The 21,404-nt window shown below is 40.6% G+C and carries 13 protein-coding genes and 1 pseudogene; 7 read left to right on the top strand and 7 right to left on the bottom strand.

Annotation, left to right across the window (positions count from 1 at the left end):
- Positions 1-120: 120 nt before the first annotated feature.
- From V7K46_RS18545 to V7K46_RS18565, 5 genes and pseudogenes are all read right to left on the bottom strand, one after another.
- A pseudogene (locus V7K46_RS18545) lies at positions 121-1,674 on the bottom strand (AAA-like domain-containing protein); the annotation flags it as partial.
- A 238-nt stretch (positions 1,675-1,912) separates the two neighbouring features.
- Positions 1,913-2,563: a type I restriction endonuclease gene (locus tag V7K46_RS18550; RefSeq protein ID WP_335115617.1), complete on the bottom strand. Its 651-nt coding sequence runs from the start codon at positions 2,561-2,563 to the stop codon at positions 1,913-1,915.
- 239 nt (positions 2,564-2,802) lie between these two features.
- On the bottom strand, positions 2,803-4,443 hold the full coding sequence (locus V7K46_RS18555) for an AAA-like domain-containing protein (RefSeq protein WP_335115619.1): 1,641 nt from the start codon (positions 4,441-4,443) through the stop codon (positions 2,803-2,805).
- 472 nt (positions 4,444-4,915) lie between these two features.
- Positions 4,916-5,974, bottom strand: coding sequence for a serine/threonine protein kinase (locus V7K46_RS18560; protein ID WP_335115621.1), 1,059 nt, complete (start codon positions 5,972-5,974; stop codon positions 4,916-4,918).
- 297 nt (positions 5,975-6,271) lie between these two features.
- Positions 6,272-7,165: an alpha/beta fold hydrolase gene (locus V7K46_RS18565; protein ID WP_273766121.1), complete on the bottom strand. Its 894-nt coding sequence runs from the start codon at positions 7,163-7,165 to the stop codon at positions 6,272-6,274.
- Positions 7,166-7,318: 153 nt separating this feature from the next.
- Here V7K46_RS18565 and V7K46_RS18570 point away from each other — a divergent pair, with 153 nt between their 5' ends.
- Positions 7,319-8,098 (top strand): MBL fold metallo-hydrolase, encoded by a 780-nt coding sequence (locus V7K46_RS18570; RefSeq protein WP_335115623.1) that lies wholly within the window; start codon positions 7,319-7,321, stop codon positions 8,096-8,098.
- A 139-nt stretch (positions 8,099-8,237) separates the two neighbouring features.
- Here V7K46_RS18570 and V7K46_RS18575 read toward each other — a convergent pair whose 3' ends face one another.
- A complete protein-coding gene (locus V7K46_RS18575) occupies positions 8,238-9,263 on the bottom strand; it encodes a mechanosensitive ion channel family protein (protein WP_335115625.1) in 1,026 nt (341 codons plus the stop codon).
- Between the two features lie 112 nt (positions 9,264-9,375).
- Here V7K46_RS18575 and V7K46_RS18580 point away from each other — a divergent pair, with 112 nt between their 5' ends.
- Both V7K46_RS18580 and V7K46_RS18585 read left to right on the top strand, forming a co-directional pair.
- A complete protein-coding gene (locus tag V7K46_RS18580; protein WP_335115627.1) occupies positions 9,376-10,293 on the top strand; it encodes a histone deacetylase family protein in 918 nt (305 codons plus the stop codon).
- A gap of 201 nt (positions 10,294-10,494) precedes the next feature.
- Complete coding sequence (locus tag V7K46_RS18585) at positions 10,495-14,994, top strand: translation initiation factor IF-2 N-terminal domain-containing protein (RefSeq protein ID WP_335115629.1); 4,500 nt, start codon at positions 10,495-10,497, stop codon at positions 14,992-14,994.
- Positions 14,995-15,074: 80 nt separating this feature from the next.
- Here the strand turns inward: V7K46_RS18585 and V7K46_RS18590 are convergent, their stop codons facing one another.
- Entirely contained in the window at positions 15,075-15,212 is a 138-nt protein-coding gene (locus V7K46_RS18590; protein WP_335115631.1) for a hypothetical protein, read from the bottom strand.
- 412 nt (positions 15,213-15,624) lie between these two features.
- Here V7K46_RS18590 and V7K46_RS18595 point away from each other — a divergent pair, with 412 nt between their 5' ends.
- The 4 genes from V7K46_RS18595 to V7K46_RS18610 all read left to right on the top strand — a co-directional run bounded on the left by V7K46_RS18595 (position 15,625) and on the right by V7K46_RS18610 (position 20,696).
- Positions 15,625-16,284, top strand: coding sequence for an HAD hydrolase-like protein (locus tag V7K46_RS18595; protein WP_335115633.1), 660 nt, complete (start codon positions 15,625-15,627; stop codon positions 16,282-16,284).
- A 92-nt stretch (positions 16,285-16,376) separates the two neighbouring features.
- Positions 16,377-18,245 (top strand): hypothetical protein, encoded by a 1,869-nt coding sequence (locus V7K46_RS18600; protein ID WP_335115635.1) that lies wholly within the window; start codon positions 16,377-16,379, stop codon positions 18,243-18,245.
- A gap of 530 nt (positions 18,246-18,775) precedes the next feature.
- Entirely contained in the window at positions 18,776-19,915 is a 1,140-nt protein-coding gene (gene gshA, locus V7K46_RS18605) for a glutamate--cysteine ligase (protein ID WP_335115637.1), read from the top strand.
- Positions 19,916-20,234: 319 nt separating this feature from the next.
- The gene (locus V7K46_RS18610) at positions 20,235-20,696 is read left to right on the top strand and encodes a tRNA (cytidine(34)-2'-O)-methyltransferase (RefSeq protein ID WP_335115639.1); all 462 of its coding nucleotides are present in this window, start codon (positions 20,235-20,237) and stop codon (positions 20,694-20,696) included.
- Positions 20,697-21,404 lie beyond the last annotated feature (708 nt).

Raw genomic sequence — 21,404 nt, forward strand, 5'->3', positions numbered from 1 at the left:
GATTGAAAGGGCGTGCCATTGTTTGCTTCTGGTTTTGAGTCTTTCTCACTCTCTATTCTACAGTTCTATGCAGCCTCACATAGAATTGGTATTAGTTGCTGCGGTTTCTCTCTTCGCGTTTTTTAACTCTCTTTGGGCGTTATTTGTTTCTGCCCTTGCTGTTCGTGCTTGTCCCAATTGATATTGAGCAAATATTAATGATGCAACTGCCCCCAGCACAGTCAGTCCTAACACCAAAGAACCAATACGAATTCGTTGATTAGCTTTGTGGTTCGCCTCTGCTAATACTTGCTTTGCCTGTTCCTCTGCTTGCAACCTTTTCTGCACATCGCGCTTTTCCAACTCTTGGCTAGCAGCTAAAAACCGATAATCCAAATCACTCAAACTTTTACCTACTGCCCATTTTTGAGCATCGTGCAAAGTCTGTCCCCGCAACAAGCGCGACTCATCTTGGCGTTCCGACTCAACCCAAGTGTTCAATGTATCGGAGTAGGGGCGCAACTTTGCTAAAATCTTGTCGCACCATTCCTGCTTAAACACCTCTGTATAAATCTGGTTATAAATTCGCAGCTTCCCCTCCCGCTTCACCGCTAATCCCTTCAGGCGCAGTTCCGTTTGTTCAGGACTATCATCAGCTACTATCTCTCCCTGCTGCAAAATCTGCTGATACAACCCCAACAATCGCCCAGTCCGCTGTTCCCCACTCCGCAAAATTCTGTCTCGAATCGTCTTCAAATGCTCCGGCTCATCCTGCGTCTCCCAATTTTCAATAATCCGCCTTCTTACTACCCCTGCCACCAACCCCTCAATTTGGGATTTCTCATCGTCTCCATAAGACGCGACGCCAGTCGCTACAACGGGGGAGACCCCCGCAACGCGCTGGCTCATAAATCGCGTCTCTACAGGGCATTCCTCAATTAACAACTTACAAACTTTTTGCGTCAAAAACGGCTGTCCTCCCGTCCAATCCAACACCGCTTGCATCAACTCTTGGGCATTACCCACTTGTGCCAATCCCTGTGCCAGAGGTTGCGCCTCTGGGAGTTGAAAGCCAGTTAAATCAATTGCCTGCCCAATATTAAAAGGTGTGCGGCGTTTATCTTGAATCAAATCTGAAGGCGTAGATACGCCAATCAAAGCAAAGGTGAGGCGATTATATTCAGGATGGTCTGCTCGTCGGTTGTAGCAATCGCGGATAACTGCAAAAAAGTCATCCAAGTTGAATGAAAGACTCAGAACGCTGTCAATTTCATCAATAAAAATAATAATCTTTTCAGTAATTGTTTTAAGTAAAATTGTTTCAATAAACTTGCTCAAGCGTTGCACTGGTGAAAGCAAATCGTTATCAGTCCACCAAATATCTAAATCAAAAGTTGGATAAATATTAAAACTTCCTACCAGAGTATCAATCACCCCGGCATACCACTGTTCTGGGGTAATATCTGCCGTCCCAATAGCTGTAATATCAACAGCAGCACAAGCAAATCCCTCAGTTTGCAACTGCTGCATTACCTGCACCCGCAAGCTAGATTTCCCCATCTGCCGGGAATTGAGAACATAACAAAAATCCCCAGCCTTCAAGCCTTCATAGAGGTCATCGTCAGCTTGCCGTCTAACATAAGTTGGTGCATTTTGAGGAAGACTACCACCGACTTGATATTGGTACTGAGTCATAAACAATTAATAATTCAGCGCGAGTTAGACAAACCTCTCCCTGCCTTGAACTAAAGTTCAAGTCTGTCCCTCTCCGAATCGGAGAGGGACGGTTTTGCGTAGTAAAACCTTCTTAGAGGTCTTTTTGTTATGGCTAGTCAGAGAGATAGTATATAATTTATCGAACTCACGTAATACTAGTTTGATAGGGTATGTTAGCGATCGCATAGGGCATCGAAAGTATTAGTGTACGCAATAATTACGAACTTGTACTGAGCGTAGCCGAAGTATTACGAATTAAACCAGCTAGCCGTTTTAAGACTTTGACGACAGTATATATGTCATCCCGACTATCTAAAGCAAACAAATCAGATAGGGCGTATTGTGAGGTTTCAGCTTTTATCAGTTTGAGAAATCTAAATTCATTACCATTGGAGATAAACCCAAAAACAGGTTTTTCGGAACTTACATCCGCTAACATATAAGCCAATGCTTGTGGAATTGCTGGCACTAAGGAGTAATCTGCTCGTTTTGCTTCTACAACCAGAACCCAGAATGGTGGTTTAAAAACTAAGATATCAATACTTCCTCTAACAATTGTGCCTTCGTCTTCAGAACAAATTTCTACCTGTTGTTCCAACGCAATGTAAAAAGGCGGTTGATAAAAACCTGCCAGACGCAATAGTGGAGATAGCACCACCATTTTGACTACAGGTTCTAAAATTTGGTAGCGGGACAAATGCAAATATTCTGCTTTTACTTCGTTGAGAGATTGCTTTTCTAAGTCACTCAACTCAGGTAAATCATGCTGCCACTCTGAGAAAAACTGGGCATTGTCTGCACGTTGTAGCCCAAATTCATCAATAAGTTGGGCTAGGGTGATATCTTTTCCTTGAATAATCTGAACCATTGTTAATCCTTTTAGTTATAGCGATTCAAAAAATGTTTGCGATAGATTACCCCACCCTAACCCTCCCCTTAGAAAGGGGAGGGAACCGCATTTCTGATCTCCCCCCTTAACAAGGGGGGATTAAGGGGGGTGATATCTGGATAAGCGGAGGGTTTTGTCTATGTGTCGCATTCTTTTTTCAAATTGGTATTAAATGCTAATTGGAAATGAAAGTTCTATTGCACTCCTAATGTACTTTTTTAATTTTTCAACCCCAAGCGATGCCCAAAATATTGACGATACAATTCACACAGAGGTATCACTTCATTGCCTTGAAACTTAACTAATCCCATACTGCGGAGTTTAAACGCTTCAGTTGTGCCGACATCCACGGGGCGATTTGCTATCATCACTTGTTTAACCGCAGCTAGCAATTCTGCATCCTCTTGCAAATTCAGCCAATGGCGGCGTAAATGGTCACTGTAAGGCCCTTCCTCAGTTGCAGCGATTTTTTGCAGATTTTCCAGTGTCATCCTCCCACGGGCAATTTCATAAAGCGCTACCCGCACTAAATAAGGATGACCACCCACTAGTGTGATTAATTCTTCAATTTGTGAGTTAGACCAATTAAGGCTGTGACGCTGTAGCAAGTTTTTTACTTGTATTTGATTTAAGTCTGGCAACTCAATCGGTAAACCCACATTAAAAGGCGACTGATTTATATTGAGTGGAATATAAACTTCCTTAGAATGCACAATCACTAGCCGGAGATTTTTCCAAATTGTTTCATTCTTTGACCGCTCATGCCAAGCTCGTAGTAATCCAAAAAAATCAGCAGCAATTATCGGATGCTTGAAGACTTCATCGACTTCATCCAAACCCAAAGCTATGGGCTTATTAATCGCGGGTAATAAATACCGTTGAAAATAATTTGTACATTTATTCTTGCTACCTAAAACACCCTTCCAATACTCGTCTAACTTATCGGGTAGATTCAGTTCGTAAGTAATGCTGGCGCAGAACCACTGCAAAAACTGATCTAAATTGCCGAGAAATTCTGCATCGGCTGACTGGAAATTCACGGGTGCAGTCTGATAGCTATGTTGACTAGCATGATGGAGAACCCGCGACATGAGGGAAGTTTTGCCCATCTGCCGGGGAGCTTTGATGCGAATTAAGGCCCCTGGTTGAAGAATCGCTTCATAACAGTCTACCTCAATAGGCGATCGCTCGACATAGAAAGCAGAGTTTAGAGATACCTGCCCTTCTGGATTTTCTAAGGAGACTGCTGGTTTTCTCTGGGTATCTAGAATAGTTTCGCCAGCAGAAATAGCCCCTTGGGGATTGTTCCGACTTTTCAACACTGGGGTGGAAGACTCTGGAATACTTTCTAAATCTATAGCGCTACAGCCAAACTCGTAGGCATCCTCATACGACCTATCAGCGCCTAGTGCATCATAAAAGCCTACCGCAAATTTAATCGCGGCGCGATCGCCAATTGCCCGATTCATCCCAACTACGCAGTTAATGTGTTGGTAAAGTGCCTCAGCTTGCACCTCGCTATAACAGGCATTTAATAAGATACACTCAACTTTGTCCTTAAATAACTTAAATAGCCTAGCCAGTGACTCTGTACTCACCAGCTGCATTTGCCCTGTATTATTTTCCAAGGCTAAACCTTGATTTCCTCCACCATGTCCAGAAAAATGGATAATATCAGGATCGTGATCTAAAAGCGCCCGCCGCAAATCGTCAGGACGCACTGCCCATTTAGTTATAAGTTCAAACTTCTCTCGGCTGCGAGAGCGTTGCAACCCTTCCTGAATTTCCCTTACTTCCTCGTCCAAGCGGAGTTTATCTGTCGTCGTGGGATTAGCTGACACAATCAGGATTTTTTTCACAGCGTTATCAACTATTGAATGCAGGCTTCTGGCTTAGATGTAGTTTACTACAGCAGATAACTAGACAATTACTGATAGCGCATTACCGTTAATGAGTCTTTTGGCTCGGTTAACGAGTCTTTTAGCTCCGTCAACGAGTCTTTTAGCTCCGTCAACGAGTCTTTGAACTCCGTGAACGAGTCTTTTATCTCCGTGAACGAGTCTTTTATCTCCGTGAACGAGTCTTTTAGCTCCGTTAACGAGTCTTTTAGCTCCGTGAACGAGTCTTTTAGCTTCGTTAACGAGTCTTTTAGCTCCGTGAACGAGTCTTTTAGCTCCGTTAACGAGTCTTTGATACTCGTGAAAATGACAGCAATTTTCACAAGCGTGGAACACACATAATTTTAGGGGCACAATATATTGTGCCCCTACACGTGTAGTTTATTCAATTGAAAACTGCTGTAATCCTTAGCCGGATGCAACCTAATTAATCTTAATGTCCAGTATTTTCTTGGCAACTTGCGTTTAAATAAAAACTTTGACATTCCCTAGCTTCCAATAATTCTTTAACCGGATAACTAGACTGACAACTCATCAAAGTTGCCTCCAGTGCAGCTAGTGTAACAACAGTGGCTAGTCCCAGCACTGTAGCTCGTTTTCTAGGTTTGATTATACTGACTAAAGTATCTATCCCAGTGGCAGTACCAACAACTTCAATGGGCTTGAGTACTTTCAAAGCAACAGCCGCATTAGCATAGCGACGTTTCCGGTTTGGTTCCACCATTTTCATCAACCACGACTGAAAACGCGGACTAATGTGAGGAACTAATTTCTGGAAATTAAAGCGATAGTTATCATCAATTAATTTCCCAATCTCAACAGAACGGGTATTAGTAAGTAAGCAAATTAGTGTTGCTCCTAAACTATATAAATCTGATGCCTCAGTCAGGGAATGACCAAACTGTTCCTCTGGTGGCATAAAACCTGGGGTTCCTGCTACAAAGCTACTAAGAGCTACTTTTGCACCCTGTATCCTAGCTAAACCAAAATCAACCAGGTAAGCATTTAATTGTTCATCAACCAAAATATTCTCTGGCTTAATATCTCGATGGATAATTGACGGAACTTGCTTTTGCAAATAAATCAAAATTTCTAATATAGACAGAGCAATTTGCTTAATTTCTTCAGGATGAAAGTTGCGTCTTAATCCCAAGGATGGGGCATTTTTGTATTGCTGCACCAGATAAAAAATCCCTGGCATTTCAAAGCAATCTACATAGTGAGGGATGCGGGAATGATTCAGTTGTTGCAAAATTTCAATTTCGCGCTCATAGGCTTTCACTCCTGACAAATCAGTACCTGCACGAGCAAAACAAAACTCTTTAATCACCACCTGTTGATTAGAGTTGAGGACATTAGCTAGATAAGTAATGCGTCCCCCTTCTCTATTGCGTCCTAGTTCGGTGATAACTTGATAGCCAAGTTCTGAAAAATCTGGATGGTGATTTGAGGGAATTACCCCTTTATATCCATTGTGCATATCAAGCTCCATTCCACTCCACATGAGTTTTATTTTGTCAAGGTGCAATAAAAAATAAGAGGGACTCACCCAGATTGTTAGCCGTATTCTTGCACGCACCAAGATACATAGGCACAAAGTTATTCTTGGTGACGGACACTTGGCTCAATTAGGACTTACGCATAGGTAACGGAAAATCGAACCACAGAGGCACAGAGAACACGGAGGAATAAGAGTTTGAGAGGTATTTTGCGTAAGTTTTGTCAATGTCACACACAAGTGTCCTCAATTGTCAGTCTACTTTCGTCTTTGCGTCTTGGCGCGAAATTATCACCTTTGCGCTAACCAATCGATAATCTGGGCATTAACAACATCTGGAACCTCATCGTGAGGACAATGACCGGCATTGGGAATGGGAACAATTTTGATTTCTTTGCCATTCTCCCGCGCCTTTTCGTAAATCTTTGCCCCGGTAATTGGTGTCCAAGGATCATCAGCACCCCAAATCACTAATAAAGGACGTTCGACTTTGGGCAAAAGTTCCTCTGGACTTGGGCCAGGAGGGGCTGTAAGAATGGAGGCGAAGACTTGTTGCGCTCCTGGGTCGCAAGAGGGAGTATAAAGTAAATCGACTAATTCATCGGTGACGGCTTCACGGTTTCGGTAAACTTGGTAGAGGGTGCGGCGAATTTGGGCTTTTTGACGGATGCGGTTATAGACAAATTTACCTGTAATTGGCGATCGCACAAACCGATTAAAAGCTGCCATCACCATCTGTAGCGGCGGGTTCAATTCGTGGGGACGATGACTCAACCCACCCGCAGAGTTAATTAAAATACCACCAGCAGCAATTTCTGGATGTTCTACCAGTACTATTAAGCTCAAAAGTGCGCCGATAGAGTTGCCAATAAATACAGCAGGTTCGTGTATGTGTGCTGTGCAGAAATCTTTCAGCAGTTCCACCCAAACTTCCACAGTGTAATCAATGGGCGCTTTATCGGAACCACCAAAACCTAAAAGATCCAAAGCAAACACCTGGTAGCCAGCATTCGCTAAAACTGGGATATTTTTGCGCCAGTGTCCAATGGAAGCACCAAAGCCGTGAACCAGTACCAAAGGGCGTCCTGTACCCATGACAGTGTACTGAATTTTGTAGCCCTGCCAATTCCAAATGAGTTTTTCAAAGGCGTCTTGGCTTGCAAACTGCTGTGTAGTTACAGTCATTAATAAGATTCATAAAGTATTTCTTTAATATTAATGTTCTCTGACCTTAAAGAAGACTGAACAAAATGTTATTTTTGAACCCGTCGCCAAAGCGGCGTTCCTCCTCCCCGTGACCAGTTGATAATGAAGATAGGCGTTATCTTCACAAATTTTATGTTCTTAACTTGGTTAGACAGCAACTCTTGGCTGCTAGAAATCGGCGGGAAACGGATACTGATTGATCCTTGGCTGGTTGGTTCGTTAATTTTCAGCAATTTGGATTGGTTGTTTAAAGGTTCGCGATCGCAAGAGCGCCCGATACCAGATAATATTGATCTGATCCTGCTATCTCAGGGTTTAGAAGACCATACTCACCCACCAACGCTCAAGCTGCTGGATCACAGTATCAAGGTTGTAGCTTCTCCCAATGCAGCCAAGGTAGTACAGCAGTTAGGTTATACCCAGGTAACAGTATTGGCTCATGGTGAAACTTTCACTTTAAATAATCAAGTTGAAATCAAAGCTTTCCCCGGCTCTCCAATTGGCCCGACTCTGGTGGAAAATAGTTATCTCCTCAAAGAATTAGAAAGTGGTTTAACTGTATACTACGAGCCTCACGGGTATCATTCACCGCAACTTAAGCAGGCTGCACCTATCGATGTAGTGATTACACCGTTTGTAGACATGACGTTGCCTTTGCTTGGGCCGATTATTAAAGGACAAAATAGTGCTTTAGAAGTAGTCAAGTCGTTACAGCCTCAAGTAATATTATCTACAGCGGCTGGAGGCGATGTGGCGTTTGCGGGATTGCTGATGAGATTCATTCAGACTAAAGGAAATGCTGAGGAATTTCGTTCGTTAGTAGAGAAAAACAATCTTTCGACGCAGGTACTTGAGCCGAAACCAGGCGATCGCTTTCAACTAGCATTAGAAAAACGAGCATTAGCAATTTAAGTTGCACCTAGCCCTAGCGATTAGAAATCGCGGCTATACAAACGTAGTCCACCTACGCAGACTAATGAAAAATTAAAGGTTTGCTAACCTGCAAAGGCAAGGTTTTGTCTCGTCTAGCTGAGACTTCTAGTCGCCAGGGCTAATTCCGTTCTCTAGGTGAATTATCTTGCATATACACTTTTATAATCGGAAAAGGAATTTTAATTCCTGCTTGCTGATAGCGTTTGTGTAATTTTTTGACAAATAGATGTTTACCAATCCGCTGATCAAAGTATTCACTTACCCGCATATAAAGCGTAAAATCTATACTAAAATCATTAAAAGTATGAAATCTGATATATGGTTCACTTTCTTTTAATTCCGGTGCAATTTCTTGCATGACTTCTTTGGCAACTTCTACAGTCACTTTTTCAACTTGTTCCAAATCGCTATTATAACTGACACCCACATCCATTGTTAAAGTAATTTCCTTTGCAGGTAAATGATAGTTGGTGAAAATTGCAGTAGATAACTTAGAATTAGGAACAATGACTACATTATTTGAAATCTCTTTAATTGTCGTATTTCGCCAAGAAATATCTATGACATATCCCTCATGTCCAGCATCTAATTTTACATAGTCTCCGGTTCTAACTTGCTTGGAAATAATTAAGTAAAACCCAGAAAACAAATTTGCTAGTGTGTCTTGAAGTGCTAAACCAACTGCTATACCACCAATACCTAAAGTTGTGATTATAGGTGTAATTTGAACACCCACTGTTTGCAATATAATTAATGTTCCCAAAACGAAAACGGTAGCCTTAGCAAGGTTAGAAATTAATGATGTGGGAACGCCTTCGGCTCTGCGAATATATAAATTAACAAAACCACCAGTCAATCTGGCTAAGACTAAGGTTACTGAAAATAGCAATGCGATCGTCAGAATTTTTTGCAGTACGATCGCAACATCTGGCTTGAGGGGAGCGCTCATAATTGCCCAAAAAAAACCGGCGATGACAAACCAAATAAAAGTCATCCGGTGCAGAGAGCGAAATATAATTTTACTCCCAAAGATTCGTTTATTAGTAACGAATATTTCTAGTTTTTTAAAGATAACTTTTTCACCAATTATTCCAGCCAAAAAGCCAGCTAGAATAAACCATATCGGCGTAATCCATTCCATCATATAAATTTTAAATTTTGAGTTTTACATTTAGGAGAACAGCACTGTTGCTGCAATTATGGCTAAATTTTAGCTTGTTAGTTGTCGGATTACCTGTTTGAGATTTTCTTTCCTTATGGACTTGCCAATTATTTACCATTCAGATTACATTGCTCCCCTACCTGAAGGACATCGCTTCCCGATGTCTAAGTTCCGACAACTCTACGAATTACTGTTAGCTGATGGTGTAGCAAATCAAGAACAATTTCATACCCCCGAACGTCCGCTGCTAGAGTTGATAGAGTTAGTTCACACTCCAAGCTACGTTCAAGCTTACTGTGAGGGAACCCTAGATGCCAAAGCACAGCGTCGTATTGGTTTGCCTTGGAGTCCAGCATTAGCGAATCGTACTTGTGTAGCGGTAGGTGGTACGATACTCACTGCTAAACTGGCACTAAGTCAGGGTTTAGCTTGTAATACGGCTGGTGGCACTCATCATGCCTTTCCCAGTTATGGATCTGGTTTTTGTATTTTCAACGATTTAGCGATCGCCTGCCGCGTTTTACAAAAACTCGGACTTGTGCAGAAAATCCTAATTGTAGATTTGGATGTCCATCAAGGAGACGGCACAGCTTTTATCTTCCAAGACGACGACAGCGTTTTTACTTTTTCTATGCACTGCGAAGTCAATTTCCCCGGTACTAAACAAAACAGTGATTTGGATGTTCCTTTGCCGGTGGGAATGGAAGATGACGCTTATTTACAAACTTTGGCGAATTATTTAGCAGATTTATTGTCTAAAGTCAAGCCAGATTTAGTATTTTATGATGCAGGTGTTGATCCTCATATAGGCGATCGCTTAGGCAAATTAGCTTTAACCGATGCTGGCATTTTTCGCCGAGAAATGCAGGTTTTAAGTACCTGTATGAGTAGCGGTTATCCTGTCGCCTGCGTCATTGGCGGCGGTTATGCTGATGATATGAAATCTTTAGTCTGGCGGCATTCCCTGCTACATCGCGCTGCTAGTGAAGTTTATCAGCAGTACAAACTATAGTTAGTTAATAGGAAATACTACCAAAATCGTAAAGTTTTTAAACGCAGAGGAACGCAAAATAAACGCAAAGGTACGCAGAGTATTGCCAAATTTAATTTGTAGCGAATGGGATTAAAATAAACTTTGCGCTCCTCTGCGCTTACCTCTACACCCCTCTGCGTCTAAATTTAAACCCTATTTTGTCGGCAAAGGTAGTACTGGATGAACAACGGCAAACTCAGAATCTACGAACTAGCAAAAGAATTAAATTTGGATAGCAAGAAGCTATTAGCAATTTGCGACAAACTCAACATTGTAGTCAAAGGCCATACCAGCACCATCTCAGAATCTGAGGCAGAACGCATTCGTATAGCGGTAAATAAATTAACAGCAAAATCCTCGAAAATTAAAACAAACTCTGAAGATTGGGGCTATATGTTTATAGCTTCAGCAATTGATAGTTTCATCCGCCATCTTGAAGGTGAAACTGCCCTTAAATCATATCCCGAATTTAGGGAGCGGCGCGATCGCGCCAATGAGTTAATGTTGGAATGTGTCGGTAAAAAGCCTTGTCTATTTTATGTGCGTCGCAAAGGCTCAGGGAAAGAGCCAAGAGAAGAAATTTGGGATTTGACAATAGCAACAGACTCCGATGATTTTCAATTACCTGCAAGACTTGAGAAGCTCAGAAAAACTTTAGGATTCAGAGCGGCTGTACAAAAGGATGGACACGGCGGTTTAAAAATACTGTCGGCTCAATTGTTACAACCCTCACGGGGACACGCCGATAGCTATGCTGTACCTTGTCGCTTGCGTTTGCTAGCGAATCATCAGCATCATCTCGACATTCCGCTAGTCACATTGAAACGCATAGCAGCCGCGCCAGCTTGTGGCGACCATGTGCCTACAGAAGATCAGCTGAAAACTTGGAAAGCATTTTTGCAGATTGAGGAGAAAATCGCTAAAGCACGTCAATTTTGCGTGCGTTACATAGGTCATAACTATAACTTTAAAAGGCGGATTAGTTTTGAAATTGATGTAGCATCAGCCACCCTTGACGGCTTTTATCAAAATTCCTTGGAAGTGCAAAATTTCTGGGAACGAGCAAGACAGGCAAAGAACGAAGACTTGAAGCTTTTTGAAACTGCTCCCATCGGAAAAAATTGGATTAATGGTCGTCAATTAGGGACTGTTGAAGAAGTTGATCCCAACCGTTGTATTATCAGCCTCAGATTAGAACGTGACTTAGCTGAATATATGGCAGCAGAGCGTTATAAATTGCCAGCTACTGGATTTTTATGTTTCGAGGCAGTTGGTGATATTCAGCAGATTCAGCGCAAGAAAAAAGCTTTGGATGATTTGAATAATGGTTACACCCAAAATCCCTACTTGGGCAACTTTTTATTCGATGCTTCCCAGGCTAGACAAATCAAAACAACTGTCGAACTTCAACCACAAGATTTGTTATTATCTTCTGCTAATCCTGGTCAGAAAGCAGCAGTAGAAAAGGTACTAGCCGCTAAGGATCTTGTTCTCATCCAAGGGCCACCAGGTACTGGGAAAACTACTGTAATTGCCGAGATTTGCTATCAAATTGCCCTTCGTGGTGGACGTACCTTAATCGCGTCTCAAGCCAATTTAGCAGTAGATAACGCCCTGAGTAGATTAGTTCATAACCCAGTGATTCGGGCTGTACGTAAGGGGAGAGCCGAAAAAGTTGGGGAGGAAGGACAGCCATTTTTAGAAGACCAAGTGATTGGCAGATGGCTAGGAAATACAGCAAATGACTGCGAAAACAATCTTACTCAACGGCTTGAAAATATCCAAACTTTCAGTCAATTATTAGCATCATCACAAAGATTCACAGCCTACTTCCAAGCCGAGGAAGAGTTCAATCAGCAACAAACTAAATTCAATAAAAATAAGTTAAAATTAGAGGAAAACCTTAAAAATCAAGAAAAATCTTACAACGAAACTGTAGAACAATATAACGAGGTTGAATCTCTAATTTGCGGACTGGAAAACATCCTAAATACTGCACCAAATATCAACTGGGAAGCTCCAGAAGTGACAGATTTTTTGCCACTTCTGAAGCCTTACACAGAAGGTAACAGTTTAGTAGAAGAATTTTTAGCAAATGTTCGTAAAGCCATAAAATATACTGATGAACTTGGCTTGGTGCGCCCGGCGATTGGTGCTTTTGGTTTAGCAGTTTGGTTGCGTGAAACTGTAGCAAGAGAAATTTCTGAATTTAAAACTGCTTTTACTTATGCTCAAGATGCAACTAAAGCCATGTCAGAAGTTGCAGCATCGGTGCAGATTGTCAAACAAAATTTCGCCTCGTTAAATCAGCTACAACCAGATTATCAGCAATATCTTACCAAACTGCAAAACATCCAGCAAACAATCCAGATATGGGAAAACCGCAAACGGGAAATAGATTATATTATCTCAGCAGTTAAAGAATGGAAATCTACAGCACCTTCTCATCTGTATCAAACTTTGAAAGATTGTCATCAATCAGGTTTACCACTAACAGAGAATTTAGTAGACTTGCCGCTAGGTTTGTTGATGTTTGCTAATACATTAAAATTACCAATAGTACCGAAAATTTACAATATTAACCTACCAGACTGGGAGCTATTAGCAAAAGCGATCGCTTATGAAATAGACGGAGGTTTTACTGACAGACGGGGTAAACAGCATAATTTTAGCTATTTTTTACAACAAAATTTTAGTCAGATTCCAATGGTGCTATCAAAGAGCGATGCCTCCGGCGGGCTTTGCCTACGCACTCAGTGGCAAGAAACATATCAACAGTTTAGTAATTATCAACTACTTAACCCCAAACAGCGAAAATTGCTGGTTGAGAATACCCAGGCTTTCTTAATTAGAATGCAAAAAACCTATGGTGCATCATGGGAATGGAATAATATCGACTCTACTCTCACCAGAATTACACAAGAATTACTAGATACTATTCTTATAAATGCACGTCAATGCGTTTTAAAAGTAAAAACGGAAACAGAACAACAGCTTCAGCATCTGCAACGACAATTAAAAGAACTTCAGAAAAATGAAATTAGCCAACAGCAAATATCCGTTACTCAAACTGAGGTAGAAAAAGCGCAGCAAGATGCTAATTTGCAACTTGGAGGAGTTATTAATGTTTTGCAAGAACTTAATCAACAAAATATACCTGCTCAATTACGCATTCTAACTGAAAAATATCTTGCAACACAATCAAATATTTGGGAGGAGCCGCAAGAATTCTCAAATCAAGTGAATTCCTGGGGAACTTGCATTAGTCAGCTTGAAACCTTAATTTCATCATTAGAACCTTTTGCTGTGCTGGAGATAATTAAAAATTCTCTACATGAGCATTTATTAAAACTAAAAGAAGAAACTGAAACTTCTCTACAGCAGCTTCAAAAATTACATATTAACCTCCGTGAAATAGAACAGAAATTACAACCACAGGCATCAGACAATTTAATAGGAGAAAGAAATTGGTGGTTGACAGAATGGCAAAGAGTACCGGATAAATTTAAGCCAGAAAATTCTGCTACTGACTTGTTTAATATAGAGTTATTACGCAGCATTAATATTAAATTTGAATTTTGGCAACAGCAACTTGAAAAAGAAGAAAATTATCTCAATAAATATCAGAATTTTGTTCAAGATTGGATCGAAAAACTCAGACAGCCAACTGAAGGCGACCGCGACGATTTAAGACGTATATATTTAGATAACGCCAACGTTGTTGGTATCACTTGTGTTCAAGCTGCAAATAGAGGTTTTTCTGAAGAATTCAAATCTTTTGATGTTGTGATCATTGATGAAGTTAGTAAGTGTACTCCACCAGAATTATTAATCCCAGCTTTAAAAGGTAAAAAGTTAGTCATGGTAGGTGATCATCGGCAATTACCACCCATGCTTGATACTAGCACTTTAGAAGAAGTTGCTCAAACAATTGGCAATACACGAGAAGAACTACAATTCTTAGAAGAATCACTGTTTAAAAGTCAGTTTGAATCTTCTGATGAAAGCATCAAGCAAATGCTAACTACACAATATCGAATGCACCCATTTATTATGGGAGCAATCAATCAGTTTTATGATGGTAAACTAGAATCTGGTATTTTGGAGCCGGATACAAAACGCGCACATCATTTAGCAGGCGAAATTATTCAAGAATCTCAGCATCTTATCTGGGTAAAAACGCCTATAGAGAATCAGTTTTTAGAGCAACGAAATGGAACTTCTTACTTTAATACTCAAGAAATTGATGCGATTGAACATCTGTGTCAGCAGTTTGAGAGTACTTGGGCTTCTAAAGTTGCTAATGGTGAACCGAAAAAAGAAATTGCTGTAATTACGTTTTATGGCGCTCAATTAAGAAAAATTGATGAACGTCTGCAATCTGAACTTTTCCCTTCTTTAGAAATTCGTACTGGTACAGTAGACAGATTTCAAGGTATGGAACGACCTGTTGTAATTGTGAGTATGGTTCGCAATAATAATAAAGGAGATGTGGGATTTGCTAAGAAACCAGAACGGGTAAATGTTGCATTTTCTCGCGCTCAAGAATTGTTGATAATTGTGGGTTGTCATAATTTATTTACCCATCAATCAGGTAAAGTCGGAAGTATGTATTCGGAAGTTTCAAATATTGTAAGTCTTCATGGAGGTTTTGTAGATGTTTCTCACCTCTTCTGCTAAACCTATTGATGACAAGCTCAAAAATTTGGTAAACGAAAGTGAGGCGATATACTGGGCAAATTAGCCCGTGTAGGTAGAGGTTATCCACTCGCCTGCGTCATTCGTGGCGACAAAATTTTATCCGTGTCTTTGTCTTTGTTGGTGCGATCGCTGTAATTGGTGGCTTGGCGTAGCTTGGCATGTTGTTCAAGAGCGATCACAACACACCAGCAATCCAAAACCCCACAGTTAGAAGAGATGTTACGGGGTAGTGAGAGAATTATGGGGTATTGGGTCGATTCATTGCGTGTAGGACTTATCTAGTACGCACAAGTCATAGTATCTAGTTTGTCAAGTTCTTTCAAAGTGTAAATTTTTTAAACGTTCATTTGTTAAACAGCACCTGACAGTCTACTCTGAAGTTGATATAAGACATTATAATACCGTAAAAACACCAAGGCTAAAATCTCTAGCCTGCAATGAAGTTCAAGATGATGGTAGCTTGGTAATTTCTACAGGTGATAATGTTCCTGTATGGGCAAGTGGTACAAGATTGAGAGGCTAAAGATAAGCTACCTTGCTTAATCCTAAATTGACACTAAGGTGTCAACGACAAAAAATAATTTTTTATTTTCCAGGAAAGTAAACAGAATGAAAATTTTATTACTTGACCTTAACGGAACAATTCGCTGTGGAAAAACGGGAAAGTATATTGAATGGCCCCAAGGACAAAAACCGATGCTTGGTGCAGATAAAGCAATAGAACATTTTGCTGCTCGTAATTGGCAGATTATAGGAATATCTAATCAAGCGGCAATTGCAGCTGGATACAAAATCTTAGAAGCTACAATTGTAGAAATGCAGTTTACTTTACAGTTATTTCCTCAACTTAAAGAAATATTCTTCTGTCCAGATTTTGAGGGTAGAAAATGTGTAATGGTGTCTAGAGAAAAAACTATTAAATGTTCTCTAGATTCTGAAGAGGGATATGAATTAGTCGGTAACTTAAGAGAAATTAGTTTTAGGAAGCCTGGGGATGGAATGCTTAGAGCAGCGATTGAAAAATATTCCCTAATTAATATCGAATCTTTTCTAGAATCATGTAAAGTAAATCCTGAATATGATTGCTGGATGATTGGAGACCGTAAAGAAGATAAAAAAGCAGCAGCAAGCCTGGGGATAAATTATCTTAATGCCGAAATATGGCGGCGGCAGTTTGTGCCAGGAATGCACGAAGTACACCAAATTACTCCCACCCAAGTGCGATTTTTGGAAGGAATCGAAATTGACGCTTATACCAATTCTGTGTGAAGATGCGCCAAAATCAAATAGATAGGTGCTGAAGGTGAGTTGTCATTCGCTATTCACTCAGTAGGGTGGACAAGTCGGGAAGATATACTCCAATGTTTCAAACATCGTGCGTCTACATGGAGGTTTCGTTGATGTTTCTCGCCTCTTCTGCTAAACCTATTGATGACAATCTCAAGAATTGGGTAGACGAAATTGAAGCGCAAAGTCTTAGTTTATCAGTTTTAGCAGCGCGTCAATTTCGCTATAGTTTGCGTCAAACTCCTGTAGAAATAAATATCAAGGAACCCCGCCAGTTTAACGTACTCGAAGAATTTATCATCCGCGCTGCTATTGAATTTAAACCTCCGCCAACAGAGAATGAATTAGCCTCTGTACTTGGGCTTGATTCTGTATTTATCCAAACTACTACTGCAACTCTTCGTTTATTACAAACTCTATCAGCAACATCGCCAATTACAGTCACTCCTGAAGGGCGTTTATTCTATGAAAAAGGGTCTGTACCACAGCCCCCATATCCTGTACAGCTTAATGCTATTACAGACCCTTTAAGCGACAAAATCACCTTTCAATCTGAATCTTTAAACGAGACAGTGATAAATTTGCCTGACTTGGCAGATTTTATAACTATTGATAATACAATTACTGATATTTCCGTGTTACCCCTTGAGGAAATACAAAAAAGTATTCAGGCTTCAGGTTTAGCACTTCATATGCCAGAAGAGGGAAAAATCGTCACTTCGTGTAAGATAGTAGCTTCGACTCAAAAAATTTGGAGGAAGATATCACTTTTTGTTATTTTCGATGCCCTTGAAGATAAATTGAGCATCCAAATAAGAAGTGGAAAGCAAATTTTAGAGTCAGCATCAAATTGGTTGGAATTGCTACATACTGAAGGCAAAATTTCTTTGCAAGCATTATGTGAATTACCAACTGAAATCATCAATTTTGAGCGTGAAGCCATTCTCAAGCAGAAAAATACTGAAATAGAAGCTAGGCTGGAAAATATTCGCCAAAAGGCGCTAGAAAATCCCGCAAAATTCAGTAATAAAGTAGATAATTCGATAGTGGTAGGTGAAGCCATACAGTTACGCGATGGACAAATTAGCCAAGCTTTTTCAGAAGTTTTAAATTCGGCTAAAAGTCAGGTTTTGATTTATTCTCCTTGGGTGAATCAGACCGTTGTAAATGAAAAGTTTTTAACTATGTTACAGAAATTAGCTAATCGCAGAGTTTGGATTTTAATTGGACATGGAATTGCGCGGCGACAAGAAGATGAAGATAAACCAATTCCACCAGAAGTAGAGAAAAAACTTCGAGCGATAAAAACACCTGATGGTTTACCATCGGTACAGGTTTTTTGGCTAGGAGATTCTCATGTTAAAGAAGTAATAGTTGATAAAGAAATTCATCTTTGCGGCTCTCATAACTGGTTATCTTATCGCGGCAATTACCTTCCACGAGGCGAGTCAGTTTATAAAGTTACAATTCCCCATCAAGTTCAGGAAGCTTATGAATTTCTCGCTAATCGCTTCCAAAATCATGCTCAAAAATTATGGGAAAATGCTCTAGAAAACCGTGATTATAAACTGGCTGTAGAGTCTTTATATGTGTGGGGTGCGCTAAATATGGAAGATATTGCACTCAAAGAGATACAGCAAAACAATTGGCTGGAACTTTTGCCTGTGTGGTTAAATCTAGCACTTCAAGGGTTAAGGTCAAAGAATATACAAGCTGATTCAGCAATTTTTAAAACAGCACTTTCGTTGCTGAATCAGGTTTCTATTGAAGAAATTACCCTGCAATTGCAACAGGGATGGCGTAAGGTTGTAGGCGCGATCGCTACTAACAATCCTCAAACTGCTTTCAACTTACTTAGTGATGAAGTATGGGCGCAGTTTATCCGTCTCAATATTGTTCAAGATAAGGATTCACCCAAAGATTTTATATTGCAACATAGATAACTCGATAGCAAAAATCCTCAGCATTACACTAAAGGCTTTCACTATCGAGTTATCTATAGTTATCTCTTCATGCTACCTTGTTATTATCTAAGTATGAATAACAATGCCATAAGATAAAACATCATGGTGTTAGCATTATATTTCCTACTTTAATGTAATATTAATACCTCAGTGGTATGCACGCAAAACTGATATATATCTTTAGATATATATTTTTCTTTTAAATTAGCAGACGATTTTTAATAAAAAACCCATTGAACGGAGTGTCTTTGGTCTACGCTAACTGTCTAAAACGACCGAGTTTCACTAACATACATGATATCTATTTAGACAGTGGGTGAATCATAATTAGGATATTTTTCATACTTAAGTACTAATAATTTTTCGGAAGATAGGCAATAAATCTATCGTCCTGATTTGGTATGAGTTGGCAATTAAATGATTCTTAACCTTTGATTGACTTAAAGATAGATCCAGAAATTCGTGTTATTCGATACAATTTATAGGCAGAGAGAGCCGAGGAGAACAAAGTGGTCTTATTAAAAGGCTTTGAGATTGAGATTTACACTGGCACGCCTCAAGGTGAAATCGTAGGTCTCTCCGACAAAATTGTTGCAGCTTTGGATGGATTTATGCGAGAGCCAGATAGCCGCAACGTCGAATACATAACCGAACCATCCCCTAATTACGAGAATTTATTGTGTGCCTTGCTGCGTCCCAGGCGGGAGTTGCGAAACTACCTGAATCACTTAGGCGATTACACCTTGATACCTGGGAGTACTTTATCTTTGGGTGGGGGCGATCGCTTTCTGCGTTCCGATCCAGCAAACCCCTATCATGACTACATTGAGAACACCTACGGGACGAAAGTAGTTACCGCTAGCGTACATATCAATGTAGGCATCAGTGACCCAGAAGTATTAATGCGGGCGTGTCGGGTGATTCGGATGGAAGCACCTCTATTTCTCGCCCTCAGCGCCTCATCTCCCTTCCTAGATGGCAAAACTACTGGCTATCACTCCACCCGTTGGGGCCTATTTCCACAAACGCCTAGCCATGTACCGTTATTCGCCAGCCACGCCGATCATATTCAGTGGGTGGAAAATCAACTCGTTGCCGGAACCATGCAAAACGTGCGGCATTTGTGGACATCAGTGCGACCAAATGGCGATCGCCGTCCTTATGACTTGAATCGCCTAGAATTGCGAATTTGCGATTTAGTCACAGATCCCATTGCCTTGCTAGCTATTACTGCCTTATTAGAAGCGCGTTTGTTGCAAGTAATCGAAAATCCCAGCATCGATCCATTAACCCAAAGTACCTTCTCTGGTGAAGAACTCGTCACCCTGACTGCTGACAACGAAGCTGCTGTTGCTGCTGGTAGTCTCGATGCTCAACTGAGGCATTGGCAAGATGGCAGAAGTATCCTAGCCAGAGATTGGATTGCCCAAATGTACCAAGATGTTTGGGCGATCGCCAAACAACAAGGCTTTAACTGTTTCCTTTCCCCTTTACACAAAATCCTCCGCGAAGGCAATGAAGCTCAACAGTGGTTGCAATTACACTCAGTCGGTTTTGACAGCCAGCGCGTCATCACTCAGGCTATTGTCGCCACCCAAGAGCGCGAAATCGAACTCGAAGACAAATTGTGTTCGTCCCTATTAGCTTAACTGAGGAGGCAGAGGATGAGGCCCAATGCCCAATGCCTGCATCTCCTGTCTTCAAACTAATGGTAGATTTTCTTGGAGACAACCACTCACCCCAAAAGACAGAAACACTTACCTTCTCTTCATAAAACTTAATATTTCCTGATTTTAACCAAGTATCCTCTCAGACCATTGCTCTGGGAGGGTTTGTGCTTGGTTTAAAAAATCTAATCGATGGAGGATGCTTGATTATTATTAACAAAACCTATGAATAGTGTCTACCCTTTGGTAGATTTAACATTGACAACTAATTGTTTTATACAATACGTAGATTATACGGATAATGCCTCAGGTAGTTTTAGTTAACCCGCAAATCCCTCCTAATACAGGTAATATTGCTCGGACTTGTGCAGCTACAGGTACGGAGTTACATCTGGTGGGGCCTTTGGGGTTTGAAATTAGCGATCGCTACCTCAAAAGAGCTGGGTTAGATTACTGGCCTTATGTAAAACTGCACTATCATGAATCCCTAGAAGCCTTTAAAAGCGTACATCAAGAGCGTGGAGGCAGATGGTTGGGTTATACTGTCGGTGGAAATTTTAATTATGTCAGCTTTCAGTTTCAACCTGATGATTGGCTGCTGTTTGGTAGTGAAACCACGGGCTTACCACCAATAATTCTGTCAGATTGCGATGCTACTCTGTATATTCCCATGAGCCAACCGGGGGTTCGCAGCTTGAATCTGTCAGTAAGTGTGGCAATTGGCTTATTTGAAACCCGTCGTCAGTTAGGCTATCTACAATAGCTGTTTACCTGCATGACTATAAGTATATTTACTACTGCTCTCTCCAAATATCTATTAGATGAATGATTTGTAGCAGCAAAAATTTTCTGAATCAGGCAGTAATACGTAGCAAAGTATACTTAAATTTCCTTTTTTTCGTAAATTGTAGTGGAAGATACTTACAAAGACACGAAGGTTGTTATAAGAAATTTGTATATAAAACTTGAGATAATCCCAAATTTGAATGGTAGATTTTGATCAATTTGAAACATCTAAACTGGGGAACAAAAGCACTAAAACTCAGTCATATCTGGTATTTGAGCCATTTTTGATTGAGGAATGCTAGAAAGCAGCCCCAAAATAGCCGATAGTTAATACGGTTGTTTTTTAAGGAATAATCAACGTAAAGTCTCGTGTTGAAGAAGACTGATTGGGTAGAAATATCTTGAAGATATCTACAGCAGGGGGCATCACTTTTCCAGAAGTCGCAGCAATTTAATTCTCAGCAGCGACTATGGACTTGACAAATAGTTTGTCCAGTCCCCGCGATTGACGCAAGACAGGCGCGGACAATGGTAAAGAGTAAAATGTCCTAAGTGGTGTGAGGGTGTGAGGAGTGGTTGGGACAAGAAAACACAGCAAACTTTAAGTTTTGCTAACACGTGTGAACTTGTCTAAATCAGAGAAGCAGGTTAATCTTGCGTAAGCATCTCTGGTGAATGTGATCTT

It is taken from the genome of Nostoc sp. (assembly GCF_036917395.1).
GTDB lineage: Bacteria > Cyanobacteriota > Cyanobacteriia > Cyanobacteriales > Nostocaceae > Nostoc.